Source organism: Roseibaca calidilacus (genome assembly GCF_001517585.1).
Taxonomy (GTDB): domain Bacteria; phylum Pseudomonadota; class Alphaproteobacteria; order Rhodobacterales; family Rhodobacteraceae; genus Roseinatronobacter; species Roseinatronobacter calidilacus.
This window is the reverse complement of the sequence record NZ_FBYC01000001.1, coordinates 349,840-373,713: the sequence shown is the minus strand read 5'-3', so window position 1 is coordinate 373,713 and position 23,874 is coordinate 349,840. Positions and strand designations below refer to the sequence as shown.

The 23,874-nt window shown below is 62.3% G+C and carries 22 protein-coding genes; 8 read left to right on the top strand and 14 right to left on the bottom strand.

The window, feature by feature from the left end; genetic code table 11:
- Positions 1–7 precede the first annotated feature (7 nt).
- Both topA and AWT76_RS01720 read right to left on the bottom strand, forming a co-directional pair.
- Positions 8–2,620, bottom strand: a complete 2,613-nt coding sequence (topA, locus tag AWT76_RS01725) for a type I DNA topoisomerase (RefSeq protein WP_072244436.1) — start codon at positions 2,618–2,620, stop codon at positions 8–10.
- A gap of 96 nt (positions 2,621–2,716) precedes the next feature.
- On the bottom strand, positions 2,717–3,166 hold the full coding sequence (locus AWT76_RS01720; protein WP_072244435.1) for an NUDIX domain-containing protein: 450 nt from the start codon (positions 3,164–3,166) through the stop codon (positions 2,717–2,719).
- A 47-nt stretch (positions 3,167–3,213) separates the two neighbouring features.
- Between AWT76_RS01720 and AWT76_RS01715 the strand changes: the two genes are divergently transcribed.
- Entirely contained in the window at positions 3,214–3,936 is a 723-nt protein-coding gene (locus tag AWT76_RS01715; RefSeq protein WP_072244434.1) for a lipase family protein, read from the top strand.
- A 56-nt stretch (positions 3,937–3,992) separates the two neighbouring features.
- On the opposite strand, the gene trmB is transcribed toward AWT76_RS01715, so the two are convergent.
- Entirely contained in the window at positions 3,993–4,691 is a 699-nt protein-coding gene (gene trmB, locus AWT76_RS01710) for a tRNA (guanine(46)-N(7))-methyltransferase TrmB (protein ID WP_072244433.1), read from the bottom strand.
- Between the two features lie 160 nt (positions 4,692–4,851).
- On the opposite strand from trmB, the gene AWT76_RS01705 reads away from it, so the two are divergent.
- The gene (locus AWT76_RS01705) at positions 4,852–5,280 is read left to right on the top strand and encodes an FKBP-type peptidyl-prolyl cis-trans isomerase (RefSeq protein WP_072244432.1); all 429 of its coding nucleotides are present in this window, start codon (positions 4,852–4,854) and stop codon (positions 5,278–5,280) included.
- Positions 5,281–5,335: 55 nt separating this feature from the next.
- Here the strand turns inward: AWT76_RS01705 and ilvN are convergent, their stop codons facing one another.
- Both ilvN and AWT76_RS01695 read right to left on the bottom strand, forming a co-directional pair.
- Positions 5,336–5,896, bottom strand: coding sequence for an acetolactate synthase small subunit (gene ilvN / locus AWT76_RS01700; RefSeq protein WP_072244431.1), 561 nt, complete (start codon positions 5,894–5,896; stop codon positions 5,336–5,338).
- Between the two features lie 9 nt (positions 5,897–5,905).
- Complete coding sequence (locus AWT76_RS01695; RefSeq protein WP_072244717.1) at positions 5,906–7,660, bottom strand: acetolactate synthase 3 large subunit; 1,755 nt, start codon at positions 7,658–7,660, stop codon at positions 5,906–5,908.
- Positions 7,661–8,002: 342 nt separating this feature from the next.
- Here AWT76_RS01695 and AWT76_RS01690 point away from each other — a divergent pair, with 342 nt between their 5' ends.
- From AWT76_RS01690 to copM, 5 genes are all read left to right on the top strand, one after another.
- Positions 8,003–8,317 (top strand): ArsR/SmtB family transcription factor, encoded by a 315-nt coding sequence (locus tag AWT76_RS01690; protein WP_072244430.1) that lies wholly within the window; start codon positions 8,003–8,005, stop codon positions 8,315–8,317.
- A 41-nt stretch (positions 8,318–8,358) separates the two neighbouring features.
- Complete coding sequence (locus AWT76_RS01685; RefSeq protein WP_072244429.1) at positions 8,359–9,411, top strand: permease; 1,053 nt, start codon at positions 8,359–8,361, stop codon at positions 9,409–9,411.
- 84 nt (positions 9,412–9,495) lie between these two features.
- Positions 9,496–11,445, top strand: a complete 1,950-nt coding sequence (parE, locus tag AWT76_RS01680; protein ID WP_072244428.1) for a DNA topoisomerase IV subunit B — start codon at positions 9,496–9,498, stop codon at positions 11,443–11,445.
- 2 nt (positions 11,446–11,447) lie between these two features.
- Entirely contained in the window at positions 11,448–12,041 is a 594-nt protein-coding gene (locus AWT76_RS01675; protein ID WP_072244427.1) for a hypothetical protein, read from the top strand.
- A 483-nt stretch (positions 12,042–12,524) separates the two neighbouring features.
- On the top strand, positions 12,525–12,920 hold the full coding sequence (gene copM, locus AWT76_RS01665; protein WP_072244425.1) for a CopM family metallochaperone: 396 nt from the start codon (positions 12,525–12,527) through the stop codon (positions 12,918–12,920).
- A gap of 5 nt (positions 12,921–12,925) precedes the next feature.
- On the opposite strand, the gene AWT76_RS01660 is transcribed toward copM, so the two are convergent.
- The 5 genes from AWT76_RS01660 to fsa all read right to left on the bottom strand — a co-directional run bounded on the left by AWT76_RS01660 (position 12,926) and on the right by fsa (position 16,918).
- Complete coding sequence (locus tag AWT76_RS01660) at positions 12,926–13,801, bottom strand: 3-hydroxybutyryl-CoA dehydrogenase (protein ID WP_072244424.1); 876 nt, start codon at positions 13,799–13,801, stop codon at positions 12,926–12,928.
- A gap of 69 nt (positions 13,802–13,870) precedes the next feature.
- Positions 13,871–14,560 (bottom strand): CDP-alcohol phosphatidyltransferase family protein, encoded by a 690-nt coding sequence (locus AWT76_RS01655; protein ID WP_072244715.1) that lies wholly within the window; start codon positions 14,558–14,560, stop codon positions 13,871–13,873.
- A 16-nt stretch (positions 14,561–14,576) separates the two neighbouring features.
- The gene (locus AWT76_RS01650; protein ID WP_072244423.1) at positions 14,577–15,497 is read right to left on the bottom strand and encodes a tyrosine recombinase XerC; all 921 of its coding nucleotides are present in this window, start codon (positions 15,495–15,497) and stop codon (positions 14,577–14,579) included.
- The gene (locus tag AWT76_RS01645) at positions 15,494–16,207 is read right to left on the bottom strand and encodes a DUF484 family protein (protein WP_072244422.1); all 714 of its coding nucleotides are present in this window, start codon (positions 16,205–16,207) and stop codon (positions 15,494–15,496) included. Before AWT76_RS01645 ends, AWT76_RS01650 begins: the two co-directional genes overlap by 4 nt.
- A gap of 57 nt (positions 16,208–16,264) precedes the next feature.
- A complete protein-coding gene (fsa, locus tag AWT76_RS01640) occupies positions 16,265–16,918 on the bottom strand; it encodes a fructose-6-phosphate aldolase (RefSeq protein WP_072244421.1) in 654 nt (217 codons plus the stop codon).
- A 79-nt stretch (positions 16,919–16,997) separates the two neighbouring features.
- Here fsa and AWT76_RS01635 point away from each other — a divergent pair, with 79 nt between their 5' ends.
- Complete coding sequence (locus AWT76_RS01635) at positions 16,998–19,190, top strand: primosomal protein N' (protein WP_072244420.1); 2,193 nt, start codon at positions 16,998–17,000, stop codon at positions 19,188–19,190.
- 98 nt (positions 19,191–19,288) lie between these two features.
- Here the strand turns inward: AWT76_RS01635 and AWT76_RS01630 are convergent, their stop codons facing one another.
- Genes AWT76_RS01630 through gpmI form a run of 4 tightly spaced genes read right to left on the bottom strand, consistent with a single transcriptional unit; the run spans position 19,289 to position 23,800 of the window.
- On the bottom strand, positions 19,289–19,774 hold the full coding sequence (locus AWT76_RS01630; RefSeq protein WP_072244419.1) for an RNA pyrophosphohydrolase: 486 nt from the start codon (positions 19,772–19,774) through the stop codon (positions 19,289–19,291).
- A 4-nt stretch (positions 19,775–19,778) separates the two neighbouring features.
- A complete protein-coding gene (locus AWT76_RS01625) occupies positions 19,779–21,110 on the bottom strand; it encodes a S41 family peptidase (RefSeq protein WP_072244713.1) in 1,332 nt (443 codons plus the stop codon).
- Positions 21,111–21,164: 54 nt separating this feature from the next.
- Positions 21,165–22,289 carry a murein hydrolase activator EnvC family protein gene (locus AWT76_RS01620; protein WP_072244418.1) on the bottom strand — a complete coding sequence of 375 codons (1,125 nt, stop codon included), beginning with the start codon at positions 22,287–22,289 and terminating at the stop codon, positions 21,165–21,167.
- A complete protein-coding gene (gene gpmI, locus AWT76_RS01615) occupies positions 22,286–23,800 on the bottom strand; it encodes a 2,3-bisphosphoglycerate-independent phosphoglycerate mutase (protein ID WP_072244417.1) in 1,515 nt (504 codons plus the stop codon). Before gpmI ends, AWT76_RS01620 begins: the two co-directional genes overlap by 4 nt.
- Between the last annotated feature and the right edge of the window lie 74 nt (positions 23,801–23,874).

Sequence of the window (23,874 nt, the reverse complement as noted above, 5' to 3'; positions counted from 1 at the left end):
TCAACTTTTATTCTTCTGATTTTGGCTTCGCCTTGGCAACTGGCTTTTTGGCTGCCGGCTTTTTGGCGGCAGTTTTCTTGCTGGTGCCCTTCTTGGCCGGGGCCTTCTTCTTGCCTTTGGTCGCGGCCTTGGCATCCAGCAATTCGACCGCCTGATCCATGGTCACGGCTTCGGGTGTTAACGTGTCCGGCAAGGTCGCGTTGATCTTGCCCCATTTCACATAGGGACCGTATTTGCCCTTCATCACATCCACGGCTTCGCCATCTGCGGGATGCGCGCCCAAGGACCGCAGCGGCGCCGCGGCCTGACCACGCCCGCCACGGCTGGCAACCTTTTCGGCCAGAAGCTGCACGGCGCGGTTCATCCCGACGGTCCAGACCTCATCAATGCTGTCAAGGTTGGCGTTGGTGCCACCCCGATCCGACGTGGTTTCGGCATGTTTCAGATACGGGCCATAGCGCCCGATATTGGCCCAGACCATCACGCCATCTTCCGGGTGCGGGCCGACCGCGCGCGGCAAGGATAACAGCATCAGCGCCTTCTCAAGGTCCATGCTGTCCACGTCCCACCCCTTGGGCACAGAGGCGCGGGGCGGTTTGGGGTCTTCCTTGGTGGCCTCTCCGCGCTGCACATAGGGGCCGAAACGCCCGGTGCGCAGGCTGATGGGGCTGCCCGCATCATGGCCCAGCAACTTGCCATCGCCCGACAGTTCGGCCTGCGCCTCGTCCACAACGCCGATGGGGCGGGTAAAGCGGCATTCGGGGTAATTGCCGCACCCGATGAACGCGCCACCGGACCGCGCGGTTTTCAGGTGCAGACGGCCCTCGCGGCATTTGGGGCAGATGCGCGGATCGCTGCCATCCTCGCGCGGGGGATAAAGCTGGGGGGCCAGAACCTCGTCGATCTTCTCCAGCACTTCCGTGATGCGCAGTTCCGAGGTTTCCGCAATCGCCGCCGAGAAGTCACGCCAGAACCGGTCCAATACCTCTTTGTAGTCGGCTTGACCCGCCGAGATATCGTCCAACTGCCCTTCAAGGGCTGCGGTGAAATCATATTCCAGATAGCGACGGAAATAATTGACCAGAAAGATCGTGACCAAGCGGCCCTTGTCCTCTGGCATAAGGCGGTTCTTGTCCTTGATGACATAGCCCCGGTCCTGAATGGTCGTGACAATGCTGGCATAGGTGGACGGGCGGCCAATGCCCAATTCTTCCATGCGCTTGACCAAGGTCGCTTCAGTATAACGCGGGGGCGGCTGGGTGAAATGCTGCTCTGGCGTGATGGCGCGCTTGTCCATCGCGTCGCCTTCGGCCATTTGCGGCAGGCGCTTGTCGTCGTCATCGACCACGTCATCGCGGCCTTCCTCGTAGACCTTCAGGAACCCGTCGAACAGCACCACCTGCCCTGTGGCGCGCAGGCCGACCTGCCCATCCTTGGACCCGATTTCGACGGTCGTGCGCTCCAGCCGCGCGGCTTCCATCTGGCCCGCGATGGTGCGCTTCCAGATCAGGTCATAGAGCTTGCGCTGGTCGCTGTCGGACAGGCGCAGCTTGTCGGGGCTGACGGCCATATCCGTGGGACGAATGCATTCATGCGCTTCCTGCGCGTTCTTGGCCTTGTTTTTATACATGCGGGGCGATTTCGGGACATAATCGGCCCCGTAACGGTCCTTGATGACATCGCGCGCCGCCATCACGGCTTCGGGCGCCATGTCGATCCCGTCGGTCCGCATATAGGTAATGTAGCCCGCCTCATACAGACGTTGTGCCGTGCTCATGCAGTGTTTGGCACCCATGCCGAATTTGCGGCTGGCTTCCTGCTGCAAAGTGCTGGTCATAAAGGGCGCGGACGGGTTGCGGCTAGCCGGTTTGGCTTCGACAGAGGTGACCGTCAGATCGCGCGACGTGACTGCCTGAACCGCCATTTCCGCCTGCGTGGCATTGGCCAGATCGAACTTGTCCAGCTTCTTGCCCGCAAGGCTGACCAGCTTGGCGTTGAACTGCACGCCGCGCGGGGTCGCCAACTCGGCCTCGACCGTCCAGTATTCCTGCGCGTTGAAGGCCTCGATCTCCATCTCGCGCTCGACGATCAGCCGCAGGCAGACCGATTGCACGCGCCCTGCCGATTTCGCGCCGGGCAGTTTGCGCCACAGCACGGGCGACAGGTTGAACCCCACAAGGTAATCCAAAGCCCGCCGCGCCAGATAGGCCCGCACCAGCGGCATATCCACGTCGCGGGGGTTTTTCATCGCCTCTGTCACCGCAGATTTGGTGATGGCGTTGAACACCACGCGCTTGACCGGCGTGTCCTTTTTCAACGCGCGCGACTTGGTCAGCGCTTCGGTCAGATGCCACGAAATCGCCTCTCCCTCGCGGTCGGGGTCGGTCGCAAGGATCAGTTCGTTATCGGTTTTCAGCGCGTCGGCAATGGCTTTCAGGTGCTTGCGCGAATCGCTCGCCACCTCCCATTTCATGTCGAAATCATGATCCGTGTCGACCGATCCATCCTTGGGCGGCAAGTCGCGCACATGCCCGTAAGATGCCAGAACCGTATGGCCCGCGCCCAGATATTTGTTGATTGTCTTGGCCTTGGCAGGCGATTCGACGACGACAACGGCCATGAATTCCTCAAATCTGTCTTGCGGGATTACCCCGGTGATGCGCGCTTACATGTGAGACGCAAGGGGGGAATGTCAATGCACCCCGCCGCGCGCCGCCTACAGAACGATCGGTTCCAAAGGGTCATAAAACGCGGCCATCTGCCCGCCATGAAAGGCCAGGTCGGGCAGGCTGTCGGGCTTGAAGCGCAAGGCCCGCAGTTCCGCTTCGGTCACGAAACGGCGCTGTGTCACCACGCCTTCGGGGTCGGACCATGCCGGGTCGATCTGCCCGCCGGTGATGCGCGCGTAAAAATAGATGTCGACCTGATGAAAGCTGCCCTTCGGGTCGTGAAATTCGTTCACAAGGCAGGGCGCGCCCACGGCAATCTGCAACCCGCATTCCTCATAGAGCTCGCGCTTCAGGTTGTCGGGCAGCGACGCGCCCCGCACAACCCCGCCACCGGGCGCGCACCACAGGTCGCTCTTGCCGTCGGGCCATGCGTTGACAATCAGCAACCGGCCCGCGTGAACAATCAGCGCGCGCACGGCAAGGCGGGGAAAGGTCATGGCGGCGTCCTCTGGCAAGCGGTGCCCTGCCCTACTATATAAACGCAATGAAAGCGATTATCCTGTCACTGCTGTTGCTGCCGGGAACGGCCATGGCCGATTGCGTTGTGCTGCTGCACGGTCTGGCGCGGACGGAAAATTCCATGTTGGTCATGGAAGAAACCCTGAAATTGCACGGCTACACCGTGGTCAACCACGGCTACCCTTCGACCGCAAAACCCATTGCCGAATTGCTGGACCATGTGGGCGAAAGCGTTGCGGCCTGCGGCACGGCGCCAGTGCATTTCGTGACCCATTCCATGGGCGGGATTCTGGCGCGCGGATGGCTGGCCCGCCACCGGCCCGCGCAGATGGGCCGTGTGGTCATGCTGGCCCCGCCCAACCATGGGTCTGAACTGGTCGATGTACTTTCCGATATCGACGCGTTCGAATGGCTGAACGGCCCCGCCGGGCTGGAACTGGGCACGCAAAAAGACGCAACCCCCAACCAGTTGCCCGCTTTCCCGGATTACGAACTGGGTGTCGTGGCGGGGGATTTGTCGCTGAACCCCATCACCTCTGCGCTGATTGACGGGGTGGATGACGGCAAAGTGTCGGTCGAAAGCACCAAACTGGCAGGGATGACCGACCATATCGTGCTGGCGGCCAGCCACACCTTTATCATGTCGAACCCGGTGGTGATGGCCGAAGTGTTGGAATTCCTGCGCTACGGGCAGTTTGACCACGGCATTACTTTTGTCGGCGCAATGCGCAAACTGGCAAGCCCCTAGCGCACATCTTGTTGCGCAATACCGAACCCCGGTTTCGCGCGATATGCCGCGCGCCCCTAGCCTTGCCGCCGGAAGGTCAGGTAATGCGGGCGCCGCCCCTCGCGCAGTGCTTTTTGCTCATACCGGGTCGAAACCCAGTCTTCCCATGGGATATGCCATTCCTCTGGGTCCGGTGACAGGCAGTCGAACCCGGCTTGGGGCACTTCTTCCATGGTCTGGCGGACATAGTCGACAATATCCGTCGCAACGCGCAAGATCCCGCCGGGCACCATCACCCGCGCCAAGGGCAGCAGGTGGTCGGGTGTCACGAAGCGGCGGCGGTGGTGGCGCACCTTGGGCCATGGGTCGGGATACAGCAGAAAGGCACGCTCAAGGCAGGCATCGGGCAGCACGTCGAACAGGTCGCGCACGTCCCATGTATAAAGGCGCAGGTTCGACACCCCTGCCGCCTTGATCTTGCCCAGCGCCATGGCCACGCCGTTCAAATAAGGCTCGCAGCCAATGATCCCGATCTCGGGGTTGCGCTTGGCCTGATACACAAGGTGTTCGCCGCCCCCAAAGCCGATTTCCAGCCACAAGGGCCGCGGCTGGGCGAAAAACCCCTTCGCGTCCACGGTCTGGCGGTCCGGGTTTTCCTCGCGGTTGACGCCATGCAATTCGAGTGCCGGCAGATCTTCGTCCAGATACCGTTTTTGCGCCGGTTTCAGGGCCTTGCCCTTGATCCGCCCGTAGAAATTGCGTGCCTGTTCGGTCATCTTGCACCTCTTGTCGCGGCGGGGGTATGGCGCGCCGAAACGGGGGGGTCAAGCGCCCAAAAGCGGCGGGGTTTACACTCCGGGCAGCATTGGGGCCAGAGTTACCGCGCGAGATTGCGCGCCTCGCCCAACCCACTCCCCACATCTGGAAGGATACCCCATGACGCACGCAACCGCGGGCAAGACTGTTCGCATTCATTATACCGGCACGTTGGAAGACGGTTCTGTTTTTGACAGTTCCGAAGGCCGTGACCCGTTGGAATTTATCGTCGGGTCCGGCCAGATCATTCCCGGTCTGGACCGCGCCATCGACGGCATGGCCACGGGCGAACAGAAAACCGTCACCATCCCGGCGACCGAAGCCTATGGCGACTATCAGGCCGAAGCGCGTCAGGATGTGCCGCGCGACCAGATCCCGGCGGATATTCCGCTTGATCCCGGCACCATGCTGAACATGCAAACGCCCGACGGTCGGCAAATTCCGGTTCAGGTGGCCGAAGTGACTGACACCACCGTCACGCTGGACGCCAATCACCCGCTGGCGGGCAAGGATCTGACCTTTGCGGTTGAATTGGTCTCTGTCACCTAAGGGCACAGACCCGGAGTGACAAAGGCCGCCCAGTTTGGGCGGCCTTTTGCGTGGGTCAGACCCCGCGCGAAATAGCGGCAACTCCGGTGCGCGCCACTTCGATCAACCCCAAGGGCTGCATCAGTTCGGCAAAAGCATCGACCTTTTGCGGCGTGCCGGTCATTTCGAACACGAAGGATTCCAGCGTGGAATCCACCACATTGGCGCGGAAAATCTCTGCCAGGCGCAGGGCTTCGATCCGGTGCTCGCCGCTGCCCTTGACCTTGAACAGCGCCAATTCGCGCTGCACATTCGGGCCTTCCAGCGTCAGGTCATGCACGCGGTGCACAACCACCATACGTTCCAACTGCGCCTTGATCTGGACAATCACCTGCGGCGTGCCAGAGGTGACCACAGTGATGCGCGACAGATGGCCCAGATGGTCCACTTCGGCCACGGTCAAGCTGTCGATGTTATAGCCACGCGCCGAAAACAGCCCGATCACCCGCGCCAACACGCCGGATTCGTTATCGACAATCACGGCCAGCGTATGCGTTTCAATTACATCCGCATTCGGGTCGCGCAGGTCATAGGCGCTATGTTTGGACGCGCCTTTTTGGATATTGAGGGGGGACATGTTCTTTCCTTACACCAAAACCGCGCCCTTGGCGCCGATCACGCCTTGGGTTTCCGCATCGCCCAGCAGCATGTCGTTATGCGCGTTGCCCGAGGGGATCATGGGGAAGCAGTTTTCATGCTTTTCCACGATGCAATCAAAGATCACCGGACCGTCATAGGCCAGCATCTCGCGGATCGCGTCATCCAGATCGGCCTCGTTGTCGCAGCGAATGCCCTTGCAACCGAACGCATCGGCCAGCTTGACGAAATCGGGCAGGGCTTCGGACCAGGAACTTGAATAGCGCTCGCCATGCAGCAGTTCCTGCCACTGGCGCACCATGCCCAGACGTTCGTTGTTCAGGATGAACTGCTTGACCGGCGCGCGATACTGAACCGCCGTGCCCATTTCCTGCATGTTCATCAGCCAGCTTGCCTCGCCCGCCACGTTGATGACCAACGCCTCCGGGTGCGCAATCTGCACGCCGATGGACGCAGGCACGCCATAGCCCATGGTCCCGAGGCCCCCAGAGGTCATCCAGCGGTTCGGCCCTTCAAAGCCCAGATACTGCGCTGCCCACATCTGGTGCTGGCCCACTTCGGTGGTGATGTAGCGGTCCATCCCCTTGGTCAGCGCTTCCAGCCGGGCCACGGCATGTTGCGGGCGAATGGCGTTCACGCCGGGCTTGTAGGCCAAGCAATCCACCGCGCGCCATTCGTCGATCTGCTTCCACCACTTGGCCAGCGCCTCGCGGTTCACCTTCGAGCCGCGCGATTTCCACAATGCAAACGCCTCTTCCAGCACCTCTGCCACGTCGCCGACAATGGGCACATGCGTGTGAATGACCTTGTTCAAGGACGATGGGTCAATGTCGATATGCACCTTGGTCGAGCCGGGGCTGAACGCGTTGATCCGGCCCGTGATCCGGTCATCAAACCGGGCGCCAATGTTCAGCATCAGGTCGCAATCATGCATCGCCCAATTGGCCTGATAGGTGCCGTGCATGCCCAGCATCCCCAGCCATGCCTTGCCACTGGCGGGGTAACAGCCCAAGCCCATCAGCGTGCTGGTCACAGGAAAGCCCGTCGCCTCTGCCCAAGCGCGCAACAGTTCCGTGGCCCGGTCGCCCGAATTGATGACCCCGCCGCCGGTGTAGAATACCGGGCGTTCTGCGGTCTCGATCAACTCGACCATGCGGGCGATCATCTCGGGGTCGCCCTTGGTGCGCGGCGCATAATGCGCGGTGCGCGTTTCGGCCTTTTCCTTGTAGACCCCGGTGGCAAACTGCACGTCTTTGGGGATATCCACCAGCACCGGGCCGGGGCGGCCCGATGTGGCGACATGGAACGCCTCATGGATGGTGCCCGCCAGCTTGTCAGTTTCCTTCACCAGCCAGTTCATCTTGGTGCAGGGCCGGGTAATGCCAACGGTGTCACCTTCTTGGAACGCGTCAGACCCGATCATGAACGTGGGCACTTGCCCCGTCAGAACCACAATCGGGATCGAATCCATCAGCGCATCGACAATGCCTGTGACCGTGTTGGTGGCACCCGGGCCGGATGTGACCAGCACAACGCCCGGTTTGCCGGTAGAGCGCGCATAGCCCTCGGCGGCGTGGATGGCCCCCTGTTCGTGGCGCACCAGAATATGACGAATATCGTTTTGCTGGAACAGCTCATCATAGATGGGCAGAACCGCGCCACCCGGATAGCCGAACACCACCTCTACACCCTGATCTTTCAGGGCCTCTATCACCATCTTGGCTCCGGTCATCTGACGTGTCATCGCTTGCTCCATCCACCGTCATGTCAAAGGCGCTTTAGCGCGGGTTGCGGCAATAAAAAAGCCCCCGGTCTTCTCGGGGGCGCATGGGTTCCATTTGGGAAGTCCGTTACCGGCCCATGCGCGTGTTTCCTACTACAATTACAAGTGCGTTCCGCATTGCCGCCATCCGTTGCTTTAACGTAGGCGGAAAGTAAGCGCCCATGCAGGGCGGGTCAATGCCAAAATGGCCGCAAACTTGCGCAAAGGCCGGGGGTTTCTTTGCATTTCTTGCGCATCGATGGGCGATCGGGCCACGCATGAAGAATACCTTTACATAACCAGAATTTTGGTTATTTTTCACGCATGAGTATTACACCCGATTCTGCCGCCATCGCGCTTGCCGCCCTTGGCCACGCCGCCCGGCTAAACGTGTTCCGCCTGTTGGTGCGCGCAGGCCCCGATGGGCTGCTGGTGGGCGAAATTGCCGCGCATCTGGATATGCCGCTCTCGACACTGGCGCACCATCTGCGCAGCCTGAAGGATGCCGGGCTGATCGCCCAGACCCGTCATGGCCGCGAGGTGCGCACCTCTGCCCGCACCGATGAACTGCGCCATGTGCTCGATTTCTTGCTGACCGACTGCTGTGCCGGCCTGCCCGCTGTAACCGATGCGGCCTGAACAGGCTTACGCTAAATAACTACTTTTCTGGAGATGTAGATATGACCGATCAATCCCTGCCCCGCCCCGGCCCAATTGCCAGCGCATGGGCCTATATCTGGCGCAAGGAACGGGTCTGGCTGGCCTTTGCGCTGATCGTTCTGGCCATCGCGCTTCTAGACCCCGGCCAGCTTGCGCCGTCCTTCGACAAGGTCGTGGCGTCGCTGCTGTCGGTCGGCCCGTTTCTGGCCGCATCCATCCTGATCGCAGCATGGGCGGGGGCAACCGGCGCGGATAACCTGATCGCCAAGGCGTTTACCGGCGCGCCAGCCATGATGATCGCGATGGGCGCGCTGGCGGGCGGGTTGTCGCCCTTTTGCTCCTGCGGGGTGATCCCGCTGATCGCGGCCTTTCTGGCCATGGGCGTGCCGCTGGCGCCGGTCATGGCGTTCTGGCTGGCCTCTCCGCTGATGGACCCGTCCATGTTCGCGCTGACCACGGGTGTGCTGGGGCTGGAATTTGCCGTGGCCAAAACCCTGATCGCGCTGGGCATGGGCGTGCTGGGCGGCACGGTGGTGCATTTGGTCGTGCGCGCGGGCGGCCTGAGTGACCCGCTGCGCGAGGGCATTGGCAATGGCGGCTGCGGTGGTGCCAAGGCGCGCAACCCAAAGCCGCCTGTCTGGGCCTTCTGGACCGACCCCGCGCGCGTGACCAAATTCCGCACGGAGGGCACGCGCACCTTCCTGTTCCTGCTGAAATGGATGTCGCTCGCGTTCCTTCTGGAAAGCCTGATGTTGGCCTATATCCCGGCCGAGATGGTGACCCAGACCCTGGGCGGCGCGGGCCTGACCCCCATCGCCATTGCCACGCTGGTTGGCGTGCCCGCCTATTTCAACGGTTACGCGGCACTGCCCCTGATCGGTGGGCTGATGGACCAAGGCATGTTGGGCGGCGCAGGTATGGCGTTCCTGATCGCGGGGGGCGTGACCTCGCTGCCCGCCGCGATAGCGGTCTGGGCGCTGGTCAAGCTGCGGGTGTTTGCGCTGTATATCGCGATTTCGCTGGGCGGCGCGTTTGCATCCGGGCTTCTGTTCCAAGTCTGGCTCACCCTATAACCACACAGGGCGCAATCCCTTGCGCCCTGCCGCGCGCGGTGGTCTATTGGTGGTGTCCTTCCCCCAATCAGGAATCGCGCGCCCATGTCCGACCTTTTGCCGCAATCCGACAGCTATGATGCGTCGTCCATCGAGGTGCTGGAAGGGCTGGAACCCGTCCGCAAGCGCCCCGGCATGTATATCGGCGGCACGGATGAACGCGCCCTGCACCATTTGGTGGCCGAAGTGCTCGACAACTCCATGGACGAAGCCGTCGCGGGCCATGCCAACCGCATCGAAGTCGAACTGCACGCCGATTACGCCATCACCGTCCGCGACAATGGCCGCGGCATCCCCATCGACCCGCACCCGAAATTCCCCGACAAATCCGCGCTAGAGGTGATCCTCTGCACCCTGCACGCAGGCGGCAAGTTCAGCGGCAAGGCCTATGCCACATCGGGCGGCTTGCACGGCGTGGGGGCGTCGGTGGTCAACGCGCTGTCGGACCGGCTGCGCGTGGAAGTGGCCCGCAATCGAGAGCTTTATGCGCAAGACTTCTCGCGCGGCATTCCGCAAGGGCCGGTGGCCAAGATCGGCCCCGCCCCGAACCGGCGCGGCACGACCTTCACCTTCCACCCGGATGCAGAGATTTTTGGCGCGCTGAAATTCCGCCCCGCGCGGCTGCTGAACATGGTGCGCTCCAAGGCCTACCTGTTTTCCGGCGTGGAAATCCGCTGGAAATCGGCCATCCCCGACGGCGACACCCCGATGGAAGCGACCTTCCACTTCCCCGGCGGGCTGGCCGATTACCTGAACGAACAGCTTACCGGCAATGTCACCTATTCCGACAAACCCTTCGCCGGCAAGGTCAGCTTTCAGGAGAAGTTCAACCAGCCCGGTTCCGTTGAATGGGCCATCAACTGGACACCGGCACGCGACGGCTTCGTGCAATCCTACTGCAACACCGTCCCCACCCCCGAAGGCGGCACGCATGAGGCGGGCTTCTGGGCGGCGGTGCTGAAAGGCATCCGCGCTTACGGCGAACTCGCCAACAACAAGAAAGCCGCCCAGATCACCCGAGAGGACATGGCGGCGGGCGGCTGTGCGCTGGTGTCCTGCTTTATCCGCGAACCCGAATTCGTGGGCCAGACCAAGGACCGGCTGGCCACAACCGAAGCTGCGCGCATGGTCGAAGGCGCGGTGCGCGACCATTTCGACAACTGGCTGGCGGCAGACCCGAAATCGGCGGGCGCGATCCTTGATTTTCTGGTGCTGCGGGCAGAGGAACGGCTGCGGCGGCGGCAGGAAAAGGAAACCTCGCGCAAGACCGCGACGAAAAAGCTGCGCCTGCCCGGCAAGCTGGTCGATTGTTCCGCCACCAACAAGGAAGGGACAGAGCTGTTCATTGTCGAGGGCGATTCGGCGGGCGGGTCCGCCAAGATGGGCCGCGACCGCAAAACCCAAGCGCTGCTGCCCCTGCGCGGCAAAATCCTGAACGTGCTGGGGGCTGCGTCGAACAAGCTGACCACGAATGCCGAGATCAACGACCTGTGTCAGGCCATGGGCGTGGGGCTGGGCAACAAGTTCAGGCTAGATGATCTGCGCTATGACAAGATCATCATCATGACCGACGCCGATGTGGACGGGGCGCATATCGCGGCGCTGCTGATGACCTTCTTCTACACCCAGATGCGCCCCATGATCGACGCGGGCCACCTGTATCTGGCCTGCCCGCCGCTCTTCCGGCTGACCCAAGGGGCCAAGCGCGTTTACGCTTTGGACGAGGTTGAGAAGGATAGGCTTCTGGCCGAGGGGCTGGGCGGCAAAGGCAAGATCGACGTGTCCCGCTTCAAGGGTTTGGGCGAAATGGACGCGAAGGATTTGAAGGAAACAACGATGGACCCGGCGTCACGCCGCCTGATCCGCGTGTCGGTGGATGACGATCTGCCGGGCGAGACGTCGGACCTTGTCGAGCGGCTGATGGGCAAGAAGCCGGAATTGCGGTTTCAGTATATTTCCGAGAACGCGCGGTTTGTGGAGGAGTTGGATGTTTAAAGATGGCTAAAAAAAAGAGTTCGAGAATACCAGCTGAGCGCTTTATTTCTGAGTGCGCTGAAATCACCGAATTTCTTGAGTTTACGATCTCAAATAATGCTAGTGATAAACACATAAGTTGGGCGCATGAATATGCGATAATGAAGTTATACCGTGAGTTTGAGCAAATGCTCTTGGAGTGTTTAATCGCTGGTCTCAATAGGAATACTAGTGCGCTTTCAGATTATCAGGGATTTGAATTTCCTAAGAACCTTACAGATGAGGTTTGTGAATATCTTATAATTGGAAATGGCTACTTTGACTTTAAGGGGCAGAAGGAAATAGTCAACAAGTGCAAGCGTTTCGTTGGTGAAAACAATTTTTTGACAACTGTACTTAAAGATCCATCGTACAAAGATACTTTGAATAAATTATTAGCTTTGCGCAACTATGCAGCCCACGATTCAAGTCAGTCTAAAAAGCGCGCCTTAGATTCTATCGGCGCTCAGAGGATTGGAACAGCTGGGAGCTATCTTAAAACGCAGGGCAGGTGTCAGTCAATCATTTCAGAAATGCGAAGCATAGCACAAAGAATCGCTGAAGAAGCGCCTTACTAGAACCGCTCAACGCGCGCGGAATCAAGGGCCGTCAGACCCGCCGCGCAAGCGTCATGCTGAAAGCATGCCTGCGGCATGACGCGCCCCCGAGCGGCGGCGCTTTGACATCCACCTGCGCGCCGATCCCCCGTCTTTCGGACATGGCCACCATAAAGCGCCACAGATCACCCCGCGCTGCGCCACCGCGCGCGACGTCGCTTGCGCCGCTTGGTGCCTCACGTTGCACGGCGCAGGGGCTTCCAGCACCATACGCCCCGGCCCCCGAGCCGGGGCCTCTGGGCCAACCCGCGCGGGCGGCAAGGCCCCGGATCACGTCCGGGACGCGACGCACCCTGCCCCACCGCACGCTCAACAAAGAAATCATTTACATTTAAATTCAATAGCTTAGGTTTCACGTGAAACATTCTCCATGCCTCACGCCAACGTGTCTTTCCTTCCCCCTACTGGAACCTGCTATTCACACAGTCAAACCGGAGGACCCCCATGACCAAAACCACCCTTATCGCCGCCATTGCCACCGCCCTCACCCTTGGCGGCGTGGCTTATGCCCAGATGAACCATGGCAATATGGACCATTCCACAATGGACCACAGCGCCATGGGCCATGGCGACACATCCGATCTGCCCCCCTCGACCGCCGCCTATATGGCCGCGAATGACGCCATGCATTCCGACATGATGATAGACTTCACCGGCGACGCCGATGTCGATTTCATACGCGGCATGATCCCCCATCACGAAGGCGCGGTCGCCATGGCGCAGATCGTGCTGGAGCACGGATCAGACCCCGACGCCGCAAACCTTGCGCGCGAGATCATCGAGGCGCAGGAACGCGAGATCGCATGGATGCGCGCGTGGCTGGCTGAACGGGGGTATTGACCCCCTTAACGGGTCGGCACCGGGGTTTCGCCGCGATAGTCGTAGAACCCCCGCTGCGTCTTGCGCCCCAGCCAGCCCGCTTCGACATATTTCACCAGCAGCGGGCAAGGCCGATACTTGGTATCTGCCAACCCGTCATGCAGCACGTTCATGATGGCAAGGCAGGTGTCCAGCCCGATGAAATCCGCCAGTTCCAGCGGCCCCATCGGGTGGTTCGCGCCCAGTTTCAGCGACTCGTCAATCGACTTCACCGACCCCACGCCTTCGTAAAGCGTATACACCGCCTCGTTTATCATCGGCACCAGAATGCGGTTGACGATGAAGGCCGGGAAATCCTCTGCACTCGCCGCCGTTTTGCCCAGCTTCTCGACCACGCCCAACAGGGTTTTATAGGTCGGCTCATCCGTGGCGATGCCCCGGATCAGCTCTACCAGTTGCATCACCGGCACCGGGTTCATGAAGTGCAGGCCCATGAACTTTTCCGGCCGGTCAGTGCGGCTGGCAAGCCGCGTGATGGAAATGGACGAGGTGTTCGAGGTCAGGATCGTATGCGGCTGGATATGCGGCAGCAGGTCTTCGAATATCGCGGCCTTGACGGATTCGCGTTCGGTCGCGGCTTCGATAATCAGGTCGGTCGGGCCAAGATCGGCCAGCTTGGTCGTGGTGCGGATGCGGGCCATCGCGGCCGCCTTATCCTCTGCCGAAACCTTGCCGCGCGACACCTGCCGGTCGATGTTGCGGTCAATCAGCGCAACGGCCTTTGTCAGCGCATCGGCGGACATGTCGCTGAGCAGCACATCATGCCCCGACAGCGCAAAGACATGCGCAATGCCGCTGCCCATTTGCCCCGCACCCACGATGCCGACTGTCTTGATCTCCATCTGCCGCTCCTGTCTGGTGGTGGCGCCACCATAGGGCCGTGGCGGGGTATGCTGCAAGCGCGAATGGCCTTAGCGTGGCGGGATCAGTTGTTGCACGATGCCCACGGTCATCAGATACACGCTGGTCACGATCAGCCCCCATGTGACCGCCGTTGGTTGCGCGAACCCTTCCCAAGCCGCCCAGCCTGCCAGCGCCGTCCAGACCAACGCCACGGGCAGCGAGACCACCCGCCAGCGCGCGGTGCGCACCGGGTGGATAAACTTCAGCGGCGTGAACATGGCCACGGCCAGAAACACCACCGCCGCCAGGATCACCCCGGCAGAGGGCTGCACGGCGAAGAACACCAATGCCGCCATGTTCCAGCAGCCCGGAAAGCCCTGAAAGCTGTTATCGGCGGTTTTCATCCGCGAGTCGGAAAAATACAGTGCCGAGGTGAAGGTGATCGCGATGATCGCCACCCAGCCCGTCCAGCCCGGCAACAGGTCCGACTGGAACAGCGCGAAAGCGGGGATGAAGACATAGGTCAGGTAGTCGATAATCAGGTCCAGCAGCACGCCGTCAATGACCCGCGCGTTTTTCTTGACGTGGTAGCGCCGCGCCAACGGGCCGTCGATGCCATCGACAATGAAGGCCACGACCAGCCACAGGAACATCATCGCCCAATCGCCCTTGGCGGCTTCCAGCAGCGCCAGCATGGCGAACACTGCGCCGGTAGCCGTAAACAAGTGCACGGAATAGGCTTTGAGGGTCAGCAGCACAGGCGGGCCTTTTAGGTTAGCCGCGCGCACGCGGGTGTGCGCGTTCGTAAACATCCATCAGGCGGGTCGTGTCAACCGCCGTGTAGACTTGGGTCGAGCGCAAAGAGGCATGGCCCAGCAATTCCTGAATGGCGCGCAGATCGCCGCCCTTGGCCAGCAGATGGGTGGCAAAGGAGTGGCGCAACGCATGGGGCGTGGCGCTTGCGGGCAGGCCCAGTTGCAGGCGGGTTGCTTCCATCACGCGGGCAACATGGCGGCGGTCCAGCGCGCCGCCGCGCATGGCACGAAACAACGGCAGATCGGGGGCTTGCGCATGGGGGCAGGCGCGCAGGTAGGCATCCACGGCGCGGCGCGCCACGGGCAGCACCGGCACCAACCGTTCGCGCCCGCCTTTGCCGGAGATGCGCAGCACTTCTGGCAAGGGGGCGTCGCGCCCGGTCAACGACAGCGCTTCCGACACGCGCAACCCGCAGCCATAGAGCAGCGTGACCACGGCCATATCGCGCAGTCCCGCCCATTCGGCGCAGGTTTGCAAGGCAACACGGTCCAGCACCTCTCGGGCATCCGCGGCCGACAAGGGCCGGGGCAATGCACGGGCATGTTTCGGCGCACGGGTGGCCAGAATGGCGGAAATGTCTATGCCGGTGTCATCCGCGATGAACCGCGCAAAGCCGCGCACGGCAGACAGTTTCCTCGCCAAGGCGCGTGCCGACAAGTCCTGTCCGCGCGCATCCGCCATCCAAGCGCGCATGTCGGATTGCGTGATACCGCCCAAGGCGCGGGGGCTGTCCAGCCCGCCCAGATGCTGCGCCATGAACCCCAGAAAGCCGCGCAGATCGGTCGCATAAGCCGCGATCGTATTGGCTGACGCCCCGTCCAAGCTTTGCTTGCGCTGCAAAAAGCGCGTCAGCGCGTCGCCCAGCGCCGGCGCGATCATGCCAGCCAGCGGCGCATCGACCTCTCGAAGATGCCCGCGAAGAAAGACAGCAGATCCGTGCCCTGCCCCGGCTTGAACGTATGCGGGTTGTCTGACCCCATGACCAGCATCCCGCCCATGCGCTGCGTGCCAAGGTCCAGCCGCAAACAGGCTTCTGACCGCAAATCGGCGGCGCGCTGGCCATAAAGCCGGGTGGTCGCGGGCACGGCCTGACGCAAGATCACCTGCCGCGAGGTCGGCGCATGGCCAAGATTGATATAATCATCGACGAAGCCCGGCTCGACCACGACCAACACATCGGAAATCCGCTCCAAGGCCGGGTCAGGCCCGGCTTCGGGGCTTTCCAGCACCAGTTTGATCGCATCCACGTGCAATATCTCGGCCACATCCGACCCAAGATTGCGCAGGAATTCCTCGAATTGGGTGGGGTCCAGCATGCGCAAAATGGCGCGATGCACCTGATTGGTGCCCGACAGGTTTTCATAAGCTGCCGCAATTACCGCGCGGTGGGTTTCTTCCAGCCGGTCAAGGCGCGCTTCCAACCGTTCCATGGCCAGTCCGCGCAGGTCCACGATATTCGTGCCCATCTCGCGCTCGGAAGCGGCGACAAGGGCGCGCATAACGTCCTTGTCATCCAGAATAAGGGCCGGGTCCGACAGGATTTGCGCGCGAAGCTGTTCCAGCTCTGCGCCAAGGGCCGCTGATGACATGATGTGCCTGTCCGTTAACTGCTGTTTTTCGTGTTCTTTGGCGGACTATAGCAAAGCTTACAGGATTTTTTGACCTGTTTTTTCCCAATCTTTCATAAATTGTGCCAAACCTGCATCTGTCAACGGGTGGTTGGCCAGTTTGCGGATCACCTCTGGCGGGGCGGTCATGACATCTGCGCCAATGCGCGCCACGTCCAGCACATGGTTGACAGAGCGGATCGACGCCGCAAGGATCTGCGTCTCGAACCCGTAATTGTCGTAAATGGTGCGGATATCCTCGATCAGCTCGCAACCATCCAGTGCCATATCATCCAGCCGCCCAATGAAGGGCGAAATGAAGGTCGCCCCTGCCTTCGCGGCCAAAAGCGCCTGATTTGCGGAAAAACACAGGGTGACATTGACCATCTTGCCTTCGCCCGACAGCACCTTGCAGGCTTTCAGACCATCCCAAGTCAGCGGCAGCTTGACGGTGATGTTCGGTGCAATCTCGGCCAGCTTGCGGCCCTCGGCGATCATGGCGTCCGCCTCCAGCGCCACCACTTCGGCAGACACCGGGCCATCCACGATCTCGCAAATCTCGCGCGTAACCTCTATGATATCGCGGCCTGACTTCAGAATAAGAGAGGGGTTGGTTGTAACCCCATCCACCATGCCCAGATCGTTCAACTCCCGGATAGCGGTAACATCGGCGGTATCGACAAAGAATTTCATGGTTGCTCCCTTCGGCTTGCGACCTTGTGCTGCGGGCGTCATACCGTAAGCCAAGCCCTCAAGGAACCCCGAAACGTCGATGCAAAACGCCCCGGAATTCTATGACGAAGGCATGCCCTGCGGGGTTTTGACCGCTGAACCCTTGGGCCGGGTGCTGGATTACCGCGCGCCCGAAGGCGGTTGCTGGCTGGGCGCTTTCGTGCAGGTGCCGCTGGGGCCGCGCCGCGTGGTGGGCGTGGTCTGGGGGCCTGCCGAAGGGCGGTTCGACCGTGCGAAACTGCGCCAGATCATCCGCGTGCTGGATGCAGCCCCCATGCGCGCAGAGTTGCGCGAATTTCTGACCCGGCTGGCGGACTACACGCTGACGCAACTGCCCATGGTGCTGCGGCTGGCCACCCGCGTGCCGGGGCTGGCCGATGGTCCGGTCACGCGCAAGCTGCTGTTTCGCGGCGATGGCTTGCCCGACCGGATGACCGATGCGCGCGCCCGCGTCATGGCCGCGCTTGATGAATTTGGCGGCGCGGGGCTGTCGCCCGGCGAGTTGGCGCAAGCGGCGGGGGTTGGCACAAGCGTGGTGCGCGGCTTGGTCGCGGCGGGGGCGTTGCAAGAACGCGCAGCACCGCGCGACCAGCCATTCGCGCGGCTAGACCCTGCGCGCCCCGGCCCCGTTTTGTCCGACGACCAAGCCCGCGCGGCAGAGGCCCTGCGCAAGGGTCAGGGCGGCTATGGCACATGGCTTCTGAAAGGCGTGACAGGCTCTGGCAAGACCGAAGTCTATCTGGAAGCAGTGGCCGAAACCTTGCGCGCAGGGCGGCAAGCCTTGGTGCTTTTGCCCGAAATCGCCTTATCCGCAGAGTTCCTGACGCGGGTCGAAAAGCGCTTTGGCGCGAAGCCCGCCGAATGGCATTCGGGTGTCACCCAAGCGGAGCGCCGCCGCTTGTGGCGCATGGTCGGCCAAGGCTGCGCGCAAATGGTGGTGGGGGCGCGGTCAGCTTTGTTCCTGCCCTTCCAGAACCTTGGGCTGATCGTGGTCGATGAGGAACATGACACATCCTACAAGCAGGAAGAGGGTGTGTTCTACAATGCCCGTGATATGGCGGTGCTGCGTGGCGCGCTGAACGGCGCGCAAGTGGTGCTGGCGTCGGCCACGCCCAGCCTAGAGACATGGGCCAACGCGCAAGCGGGCAAATACACGCGGCTGGACCTGACCACGCGCTTTGGCCCGAATGCCTTGCCAGAGATGGCAGCGATTGACCTGCGGGGGCAAGACCTGCCCACGAACCGCTGGATCTCGCCCACACTGCAAGCGGCAGTTACGGCGCGTTTGAACGCAGGCGAACAGGCGCTGTTATTCCTGAACCGGCGCGGCTATGCGCCGCTGACCATGTGCCGCGCGTGCGGGCACCAGATCGCCTGCACGGATTGCGATGCGCGGATGGTGGAACACCGTTTCTTGCAGCGCCTTGTTTGCCACCAATGCGGCGCAACCGCGCCCATCCCCACCACCTGCCCCGAATGCAGCGCCGAAGACCGCATGGCCCCCGTCGGCCCCGGCGTGGAACGGCTGGAGGAAGAGGCCCGCGCGCTGTGGCCCGACGCGCGCGTGGCGGTGCTGTCCTCGGACCTGTTCGGGTCCGCCCGCGCGCTGAAAGCCCAGATAGAGGAGATTGCGCAGGGCGGGGCCGATATCATCATCGGAACGCAGATCGTGGCAAAGGGGCATAACTTTCCGCATCTGACGCTGGTAGGCGTGATCGACGCCGATCTGGGGCTGTCGGGGTCGGACCTGCGCGCGGCGGAGCGCGTGTTTCAACTGACGCGCCAAGTTGCAGGCCGCGCCGGGCGCGCCGACAAGCCGGGCCGCGCGCTGATCCAGACCAGCCAGCCCGAACACCCCGTGATCCGCGCCATCCTGTCGGGCGACGAGGAAGCCTTTTGGCAGGCAGAGGCCGACGCCCGCCAAGCCATGGGAATGCCACCCTATGGGCGTTTGGCGGGGATCATCCTGTCGGGACCAGAGCTAGAGGCGGTGTTCGCGCTGGGCAACGCGCTGGCGCAGAATGACGCGCCCTTGCGACGGATCAATGCGCAGGTCTTCGGCCCCGCCCCCGCCCCGATTGCCCGCATTCGCGGGCAACACAGGGTGCGCCTGCTGGTCAAGGCCGCCAAGGGCGCACCCTTGCAGACCGCCTTGCGCGACTGGACACGCCCCCACAAGCTGGGGGCCAATATGCGGCTGGTGGTCGATATCGACCCGCAGAGCTTTTACTGAAGGTGCCTAGAGCGCGTCGCGTTCATGCGACCCACTCTAACATTTTATGATCGCATGTCTTTTGCGCAAAACCGGGAACCACTTTTGCGCGACATGCTCTAGGCCAGCCAATCGCGGAATTCGTCCATGACGGCGGCGTAAATGTCGCGCTTGAAGGGCACGATGGCGGCCAGCATCTCATCTGCCTGCATCCAGCGCCACGCGCTGAATTCCGGGTGTTCGGTGGCAAGGTCGATCTGGTCGTCGCGGCCCAAATAGCGCATCAGGAACCAGCGCTGTTTCTGGCCACGATATTTGCCACCCCAGACCTTGCCCAGCAATTCCGCAGGCAGGTCATAATGCAGCCAATCGGGCGTTTCGGCCAAAGGGCCGACCAGATCAGGCGTGACAGAGATTTCCTCTTCCAGTTCTCGCAGGGCGGCCAGACCGGGGTTCTCACCCAGATCAATCCCGCCTTGGGGCATTTGCCAAGCCGGGCTGTCGCTGTCGATGCGCTGCGCCCCAAAGATCAGCCCTTGCGCGTTGATAAGCATGACACCCACGCAAGGGCGGTAGGGCAAGGCGGCAACCTGTTCCGGCGTCACGACATTACCGCCCGTTCAACGCCGTCAGACCGCGCAAGATATCCAGCGCATAGGCAAGCTGGTAATCTTCTTCGCGCAACTGCGCCACTTCTTCGACGCGGGCGCGTTCTTCTTCCATCTGGCGCTGTTCTTCCTCGGACAGGTTATCGCCATTGTCCAAGCGTCCGCGCAGATCGGCTTCGAACCGGCTGTTCGGCGTCGGGGTTTCAGCCTCTTCAATCGGGGCGCGCGACGGTTGTTCCACAAGAATATCCGGCGACACGCCCAGCGCCTGAATGGACCGTCCCGACGGGGTGTAATAGCGCGAGGTGGTCAGGCGGATCGCGCCGTCGCCACGCAGCGGCATCACGGTCTGGACAGATCCTTTGCCGAAACTGCGCGTGCCCACGATGATTGCGCGGCGGTGGTCTTGCAGCGCCCCGGCAACAATCTCGGACGCAGAGGCAGAACCGCCATTGATAAGCACCACCATGGGCTTGCCTTCGATCAGGTCACCCGCCTGCGCATTGTAGCGTTCGCCTTCGCCTTCGGCACGGCCACGAGTGGACACGATCTCGCCTTGCTCCAAGAAAGCATCGGACACGCTGACCGCCTGTGTCAGCAACCCGCCGGGATTGTTGCGCAGGTCCAGCACAACACCGCCAAGCTCGTCGATGCCGCCCAGCTCCTCGACCGCTTCGGCCAAACCGTCGCGCAGGTTGGGAAAGGTCTGTTCGTTGAAGGTGGTCAGCCGCAGGATGACCGTGTCGCCCTCGGTGCGCACGCGCACGGCTTGCAGGCGAATCGTATCGCGGATGATCGACAGGTCGAACGGTTCGGACACCCCTTCGCGGGCAATCGTCACGATAATCTCGGACCCGACGGGGCCGCGCATCAATTCGACCGCCTCTGCCAAGGTCATGCCCAGCAGCGGCTCGCCATCGACATGCGTAATCAGGTCGCCCGGTTCCACGCCGGCCTTGTCGGCGGGCGTGTCATCCATGGGGGTGACAACCTTGATGAAACCCTCTTCCTGCGTCACCTCTATGCCCAACCCTCCGAAAGAGCCGCGCGTCTGGGTGCGCATATCGTCGAAATCCTCGGGCGGAAGATAACTGGAATGCGGGTCAAGCGAGGTCAGCATACCGTTGATTGCGGCGGCGATCAGGTCGGACGTGTCCACGTCTTCCACGTATTCATTGCGAATACGTTCAAAGACATTGCCGAACAGGTCCAGTTGTTCATACACATTCGGCGCCTGCTGGCGTTCCTGCGCCAGCAGCGGACCGGTCACATTCATCGCGATCAGCACGCCGCCGAGAACGCCGCCAAGGCTTGCCAGAGCAAATTTTGTCATCATCTCGCTTTCCGTTCGTCGCACGCCCGGTCACGGACGGCCAAGAATTTCGCTTTAGGGTCGAGCGCCAGTCAATGCGAACCATGTCGCCGGGTCAATGGGCTTTCCCTGCTCACGCATCTCAAAATAGAGTGTTTGACCGTGACCGCCAGCCTCTGACCCGGTGCCGTTTGCGTCATCTGCTCCCGGCATGATCCCCAGCGCGGTGCCATTGGGCACGATGGCGGCGGTTTCGACCAAGAGCTCTGCAAGGCCGACAAGGACCAGCAGGATGTCCTCGTCAGGTTCAAGGATCACAACCTGACCACGCCCGGCCAATGGCCCCGCATAGCGCACCGTGCCCGCCCATGGCGCGCTGACAAGCGCCCCCGGCAGCGTTGCAATATCCAGCCCCGGACGCTCTACGCCGGTCGCATCGGCCTGCTGGAAACCGCGCGCCACATTGCCCCGCACCGGCATGGCCAGCCGCCCTTTGGCGTTGCGAAAACCCCGAATCGCATGCGTCGCACTGTCGGACAAAACCGGGCTGCGCGACGCCAAATCCTGCGCGAAGGCATCCAGTGACGCGGCGCTGGCGGCAAGCGCGGCCATTGCGTCGGGGTCTTCGGACAGGCGCTTGGGAAGCGGGCCGCGTTCGGCAATCGCCTGTGTCAGTGCCAGCCGGGCCTGTTGCGCAACCGACAGGCCCTGCTCCAAAGCCAAAAGCCCGTATTGGCGCGCACGGCGTAGGGCGGAAATGTCATCCAGCGCGTCGCGCAGATCGGCCACTTCGGCCCCCAGTGCCGGGGCCACGTCGCGCAGCGACAGGCCCGCACGCGCCGCGGCAAGCGCGCCTTCGGGATGCGCCAGCACCGTGGCGTCATCAAGGCTGGCCGTGCCCATCAACACCGCCAGCAACCGGCTAAGATCGGCGCTGCGGTCTGACAGGGCACGTGTCTGGGCGGCCTCGGCAAGTTGCGCCTCGCGCAGGCCTTCGCGCAGCGCGGCCAGCCCGACCTCGTAGGCTTGCACCGTCTGGGTCAGCGCCTCTATGCGGTCTTTCTGGCGGGTGGCGGCTTGCAGCGTTTCGGTTGCCGCTTCCAGCGCACGCGCGGCTTCCAGCGCGCGGCTTGCCGGGTCCGCCAACGCGGGCGTGGCATATAGCGCAACCGCCAGACAGGCCGCGCGCCACAATGTCATGGGACGATCAGGCTTTGACCGGTCATCTCGGATGGCTGGTCCAGCCCCAACAAGGCAAGAATGGTGGGCGCGACATCGGCCAGCCGCCCGTCGCGCAGGCCCGCGCCCGCAGGCCCGCCGACCAACACCACCGGAACCGGGTTGAGCGTATGCGCGGTATGCGGGCCGCCGGTATCTGGGTCGATCATGGTTTCGCAATTGCCATGGTCTGCACAGACCAGCATTGCACCGCCAGCCGCGTCAAGCGCCGTAAGGGCCGCCCCAAGCCCCGCATCCACCGCTTCGCAGGCGCGTTTCGCGGCCTCCAGATCGCCCGTATGGCCGACCATGTCGGGATTGGCATAGTTGACCACGATCAGGTCATAGCCCGCGCCGATGGCGGCAACCAGTTTATCCGTCACCTCGCCCGCCGACATTTCGGGTTGCAGATCGTAAGTGGCGACCTTGGGGCTGGCGGGCATGGCGCGATCCTCGCCCTCGGCTTGCGCTTCGGTGCCACCATTCAGGAAGAAGGTGACATGGGGGTATTTCTCTGTCTCGGCCAGCCGGAACTGGCGCAAACCATGCGCGCCCACCCATTCGCCCAAACCGTTCTTGACTTGGTTCTTGGGGTAAGCGGTGGTCATAAACGCGTTATGCGCGGTCGAGTAATCGACCATGCCCAACATCGCCGCCCAATGCGGCGGCTGGCCCCGGTTGAAGCCGGTGAAGCTGGGCGCGCCAAGTGCCGCAAGGATTTCGCGCGCCCGGTCGGCGCGGAAGTTCAGGCAGAACACCCCGTCCCCCCCGCGCGCGCCTCTGTAATTGCCAATAATGCTAGGCGATAGGAATTCATCCGTTTCGCCCCGCGCATAGGCTTGCGCCACGGCCTGCGCTGGGTTGGCGACCTGTTCACCCTCGGCCAGCGTGATCGCGCGCCACGCGCGTTCCACGCGCTCCCATCGGTTGTCGCGGTCCATGGCCCAGTAACGGCCAATGACGGTGGCAATACGCGCAGCTTGCGGCAGGCTGGCTTGCAGATCGGCCAAGAATGCTTCGGCGCATTTGGGCGCCACATCGCGCCCATCGGTGATGGCGTGAATGGCGACCGGCACGCCCGCCGCTGCCAGTGCGGCCACCGCCGCTTTCATATGGGTGATATGGCCGTGCACCCCGCCATCCGACACCACGCCAAACACATGCGCCGTGCCGCCGGTGGTTTTCAGCTTGGTGATGAACTCGCCCAAGGCTGGGTTTTGGGCAAAGCTGCCCTCTTCAATGGCAAGATCAATTTGCCCCAGATCCATCGCCACCACGCGGCCTGCGCCGATATTGGTATGCCCCACTTCGGAATTGCCCATCTGCCCGCGCGGCAGGCCCACATCGGGGCCGTGGGTGATAAGCGTGGCATTGGGGCAATCTGCCATAAGGCGGTCGAAATTGGGGGTATTCGCCTGCGCCACCGCATTGCCCGCGCGCTGAGCGTTCAATCCCCAACCATCAAGGATGCACAAAACGACGGGTTTGGTCATGGCGCGGCCTTTCCTTGGCAGAGGGGCCGGGGGCGAAAATGCGCCCCCGGCAAGAGCATTTGGGGCAAGAGGAC

Coding starts and splice junctions, on each gene's coding strand:
- topA (WP_072244436.1), bottom strand. CDS start 2,620: ATGGCCGTTGTCGTCGTCGAATCGCCTGCCAAGGCCAAGACAATCAAC.
- AWT76_RS01720 (WP_072244435.1), bottom strand. CDS start 3,166: ATGACCTTTCCCCGCCTTGCCGTGCGCGCGCTGATTGTTCACGCGGGC.
- AWT76_RS01715 (WP_072244434.1), top strand. CDS start 3,214: ATGAAAGCGATTATCCTGTCACTGCTGTTGCTGCCGGGAACGGCCATG.
- trmB (WP_072244433.1), bottom strand. CDS start 4,691: ATGACCGAACAGGCACGCAATTTCTACGGGCGGATCAAGGGCAAGGCC.
- AWT76_RS01705 (WP_072244432.1), top strand. CDS start 4,852: ATGACGCACGCAACCGCGGGCAAGACTGTTCGCATTCATTATACCGGC.
- ilvN (WP_072244431.1), bottom strand. CDS start 5,896: ATGTCCCCCCTCAATATCCAAAAAGGCGCGTCCAAACATAGCGCCTAT.
- AWT76_RS01695 (WP_072244717.1), bottom strand. CDS start 7,660: ATGACACGTCAGATGACCGGAGCCAAGATGGTGATAGAGGCCCTGAAA.
- AWT76_RS01690 (WP_072244430.1), top strand. CDS start 8,003: ATGAGTATTACACCCGATTCTGCCGCCATCGCGCTTGCCGCCCTTGGC.
- AWT76_RS01685 (WP_072244429.1), top strand. CDS start 8,359: ATGACCGATCAATCCCTGCCCCGCCCCGGCCCAATTGCCAGCGCATGG.
- parE (WP_072244428.1), top strand. CDS start 9,496: ATGTCCGACCTTTTGCCGCAATCCGACAGCTATGATGCGTCGTCCATC.
- AWT76_RS01675 (WP_072244427.1), top strand. CDS start 11,448: ATGGCTAAAAAAAAGAGTTCGAGAATACCAGCTGAGCGCTTTATTTCT.
- copM (WP_072244425.1), top strand. CDS start 12,525: ATGACCAAAACCACCCTTATCGCCGCCATTGCCACCGCCCTCACCCTT.
- AWT76_RS01660 (WP_072244424.1), bottom strand. CDS start 13,801: ATGGAGATCAAGACAGTCGGCATCGTGGGTGCGGGGCAAATGGGCAGC.
- AWT76_RS01650 (WP_072244423.1), bottom strand. CDS start 15,497: ATGATCGCGCCGGCGCTGGGCGACGCGCTGACGCGCTTTTTGCAGCGC.
- AWT76_RS01645 (WP_072244422.1), bottom strand. CDS start 16,207: ATGTCATCAGCGGCCCTTGGCGCAGAGCTGGAACAGCTTCGCGCGCAA.
- fsa (WP_072244421.1), bottom strand. CDS start 16,918: ATGAAATTCTTTGTCGATACCGCCGATGTTACCGCTATCCGGGAGTTG.
- AWT76_RS01635 (WP_072244420.1), top strand. CDS start 16,998: ATGCAAAACGCCCCGGAATTCTATGACGAAGGCATGCCCTGCGGGGTT.
- AWT76_RS01625 (WP_072244713.1), bottom strand. CDS start 21,110: ATGACAAAATTTGCTCTGGCAAGCCTTGGCGGCGTTCTCGGCGGCGTG.
- AWT76_RS01620 (WP_072244418.1), bottom strand. CDS start 22,289: ATGACATTGTGGCGCGCGGCCTGTCTGGCGGTTGCGCTATATGCCACG.
- gpmI (WP_072244417.1), bottom strand. CDS start 23,800: ATGACCAAACCCGTCGTTTTGTGCATCCTTGATGGTTGGGGATTGAAC.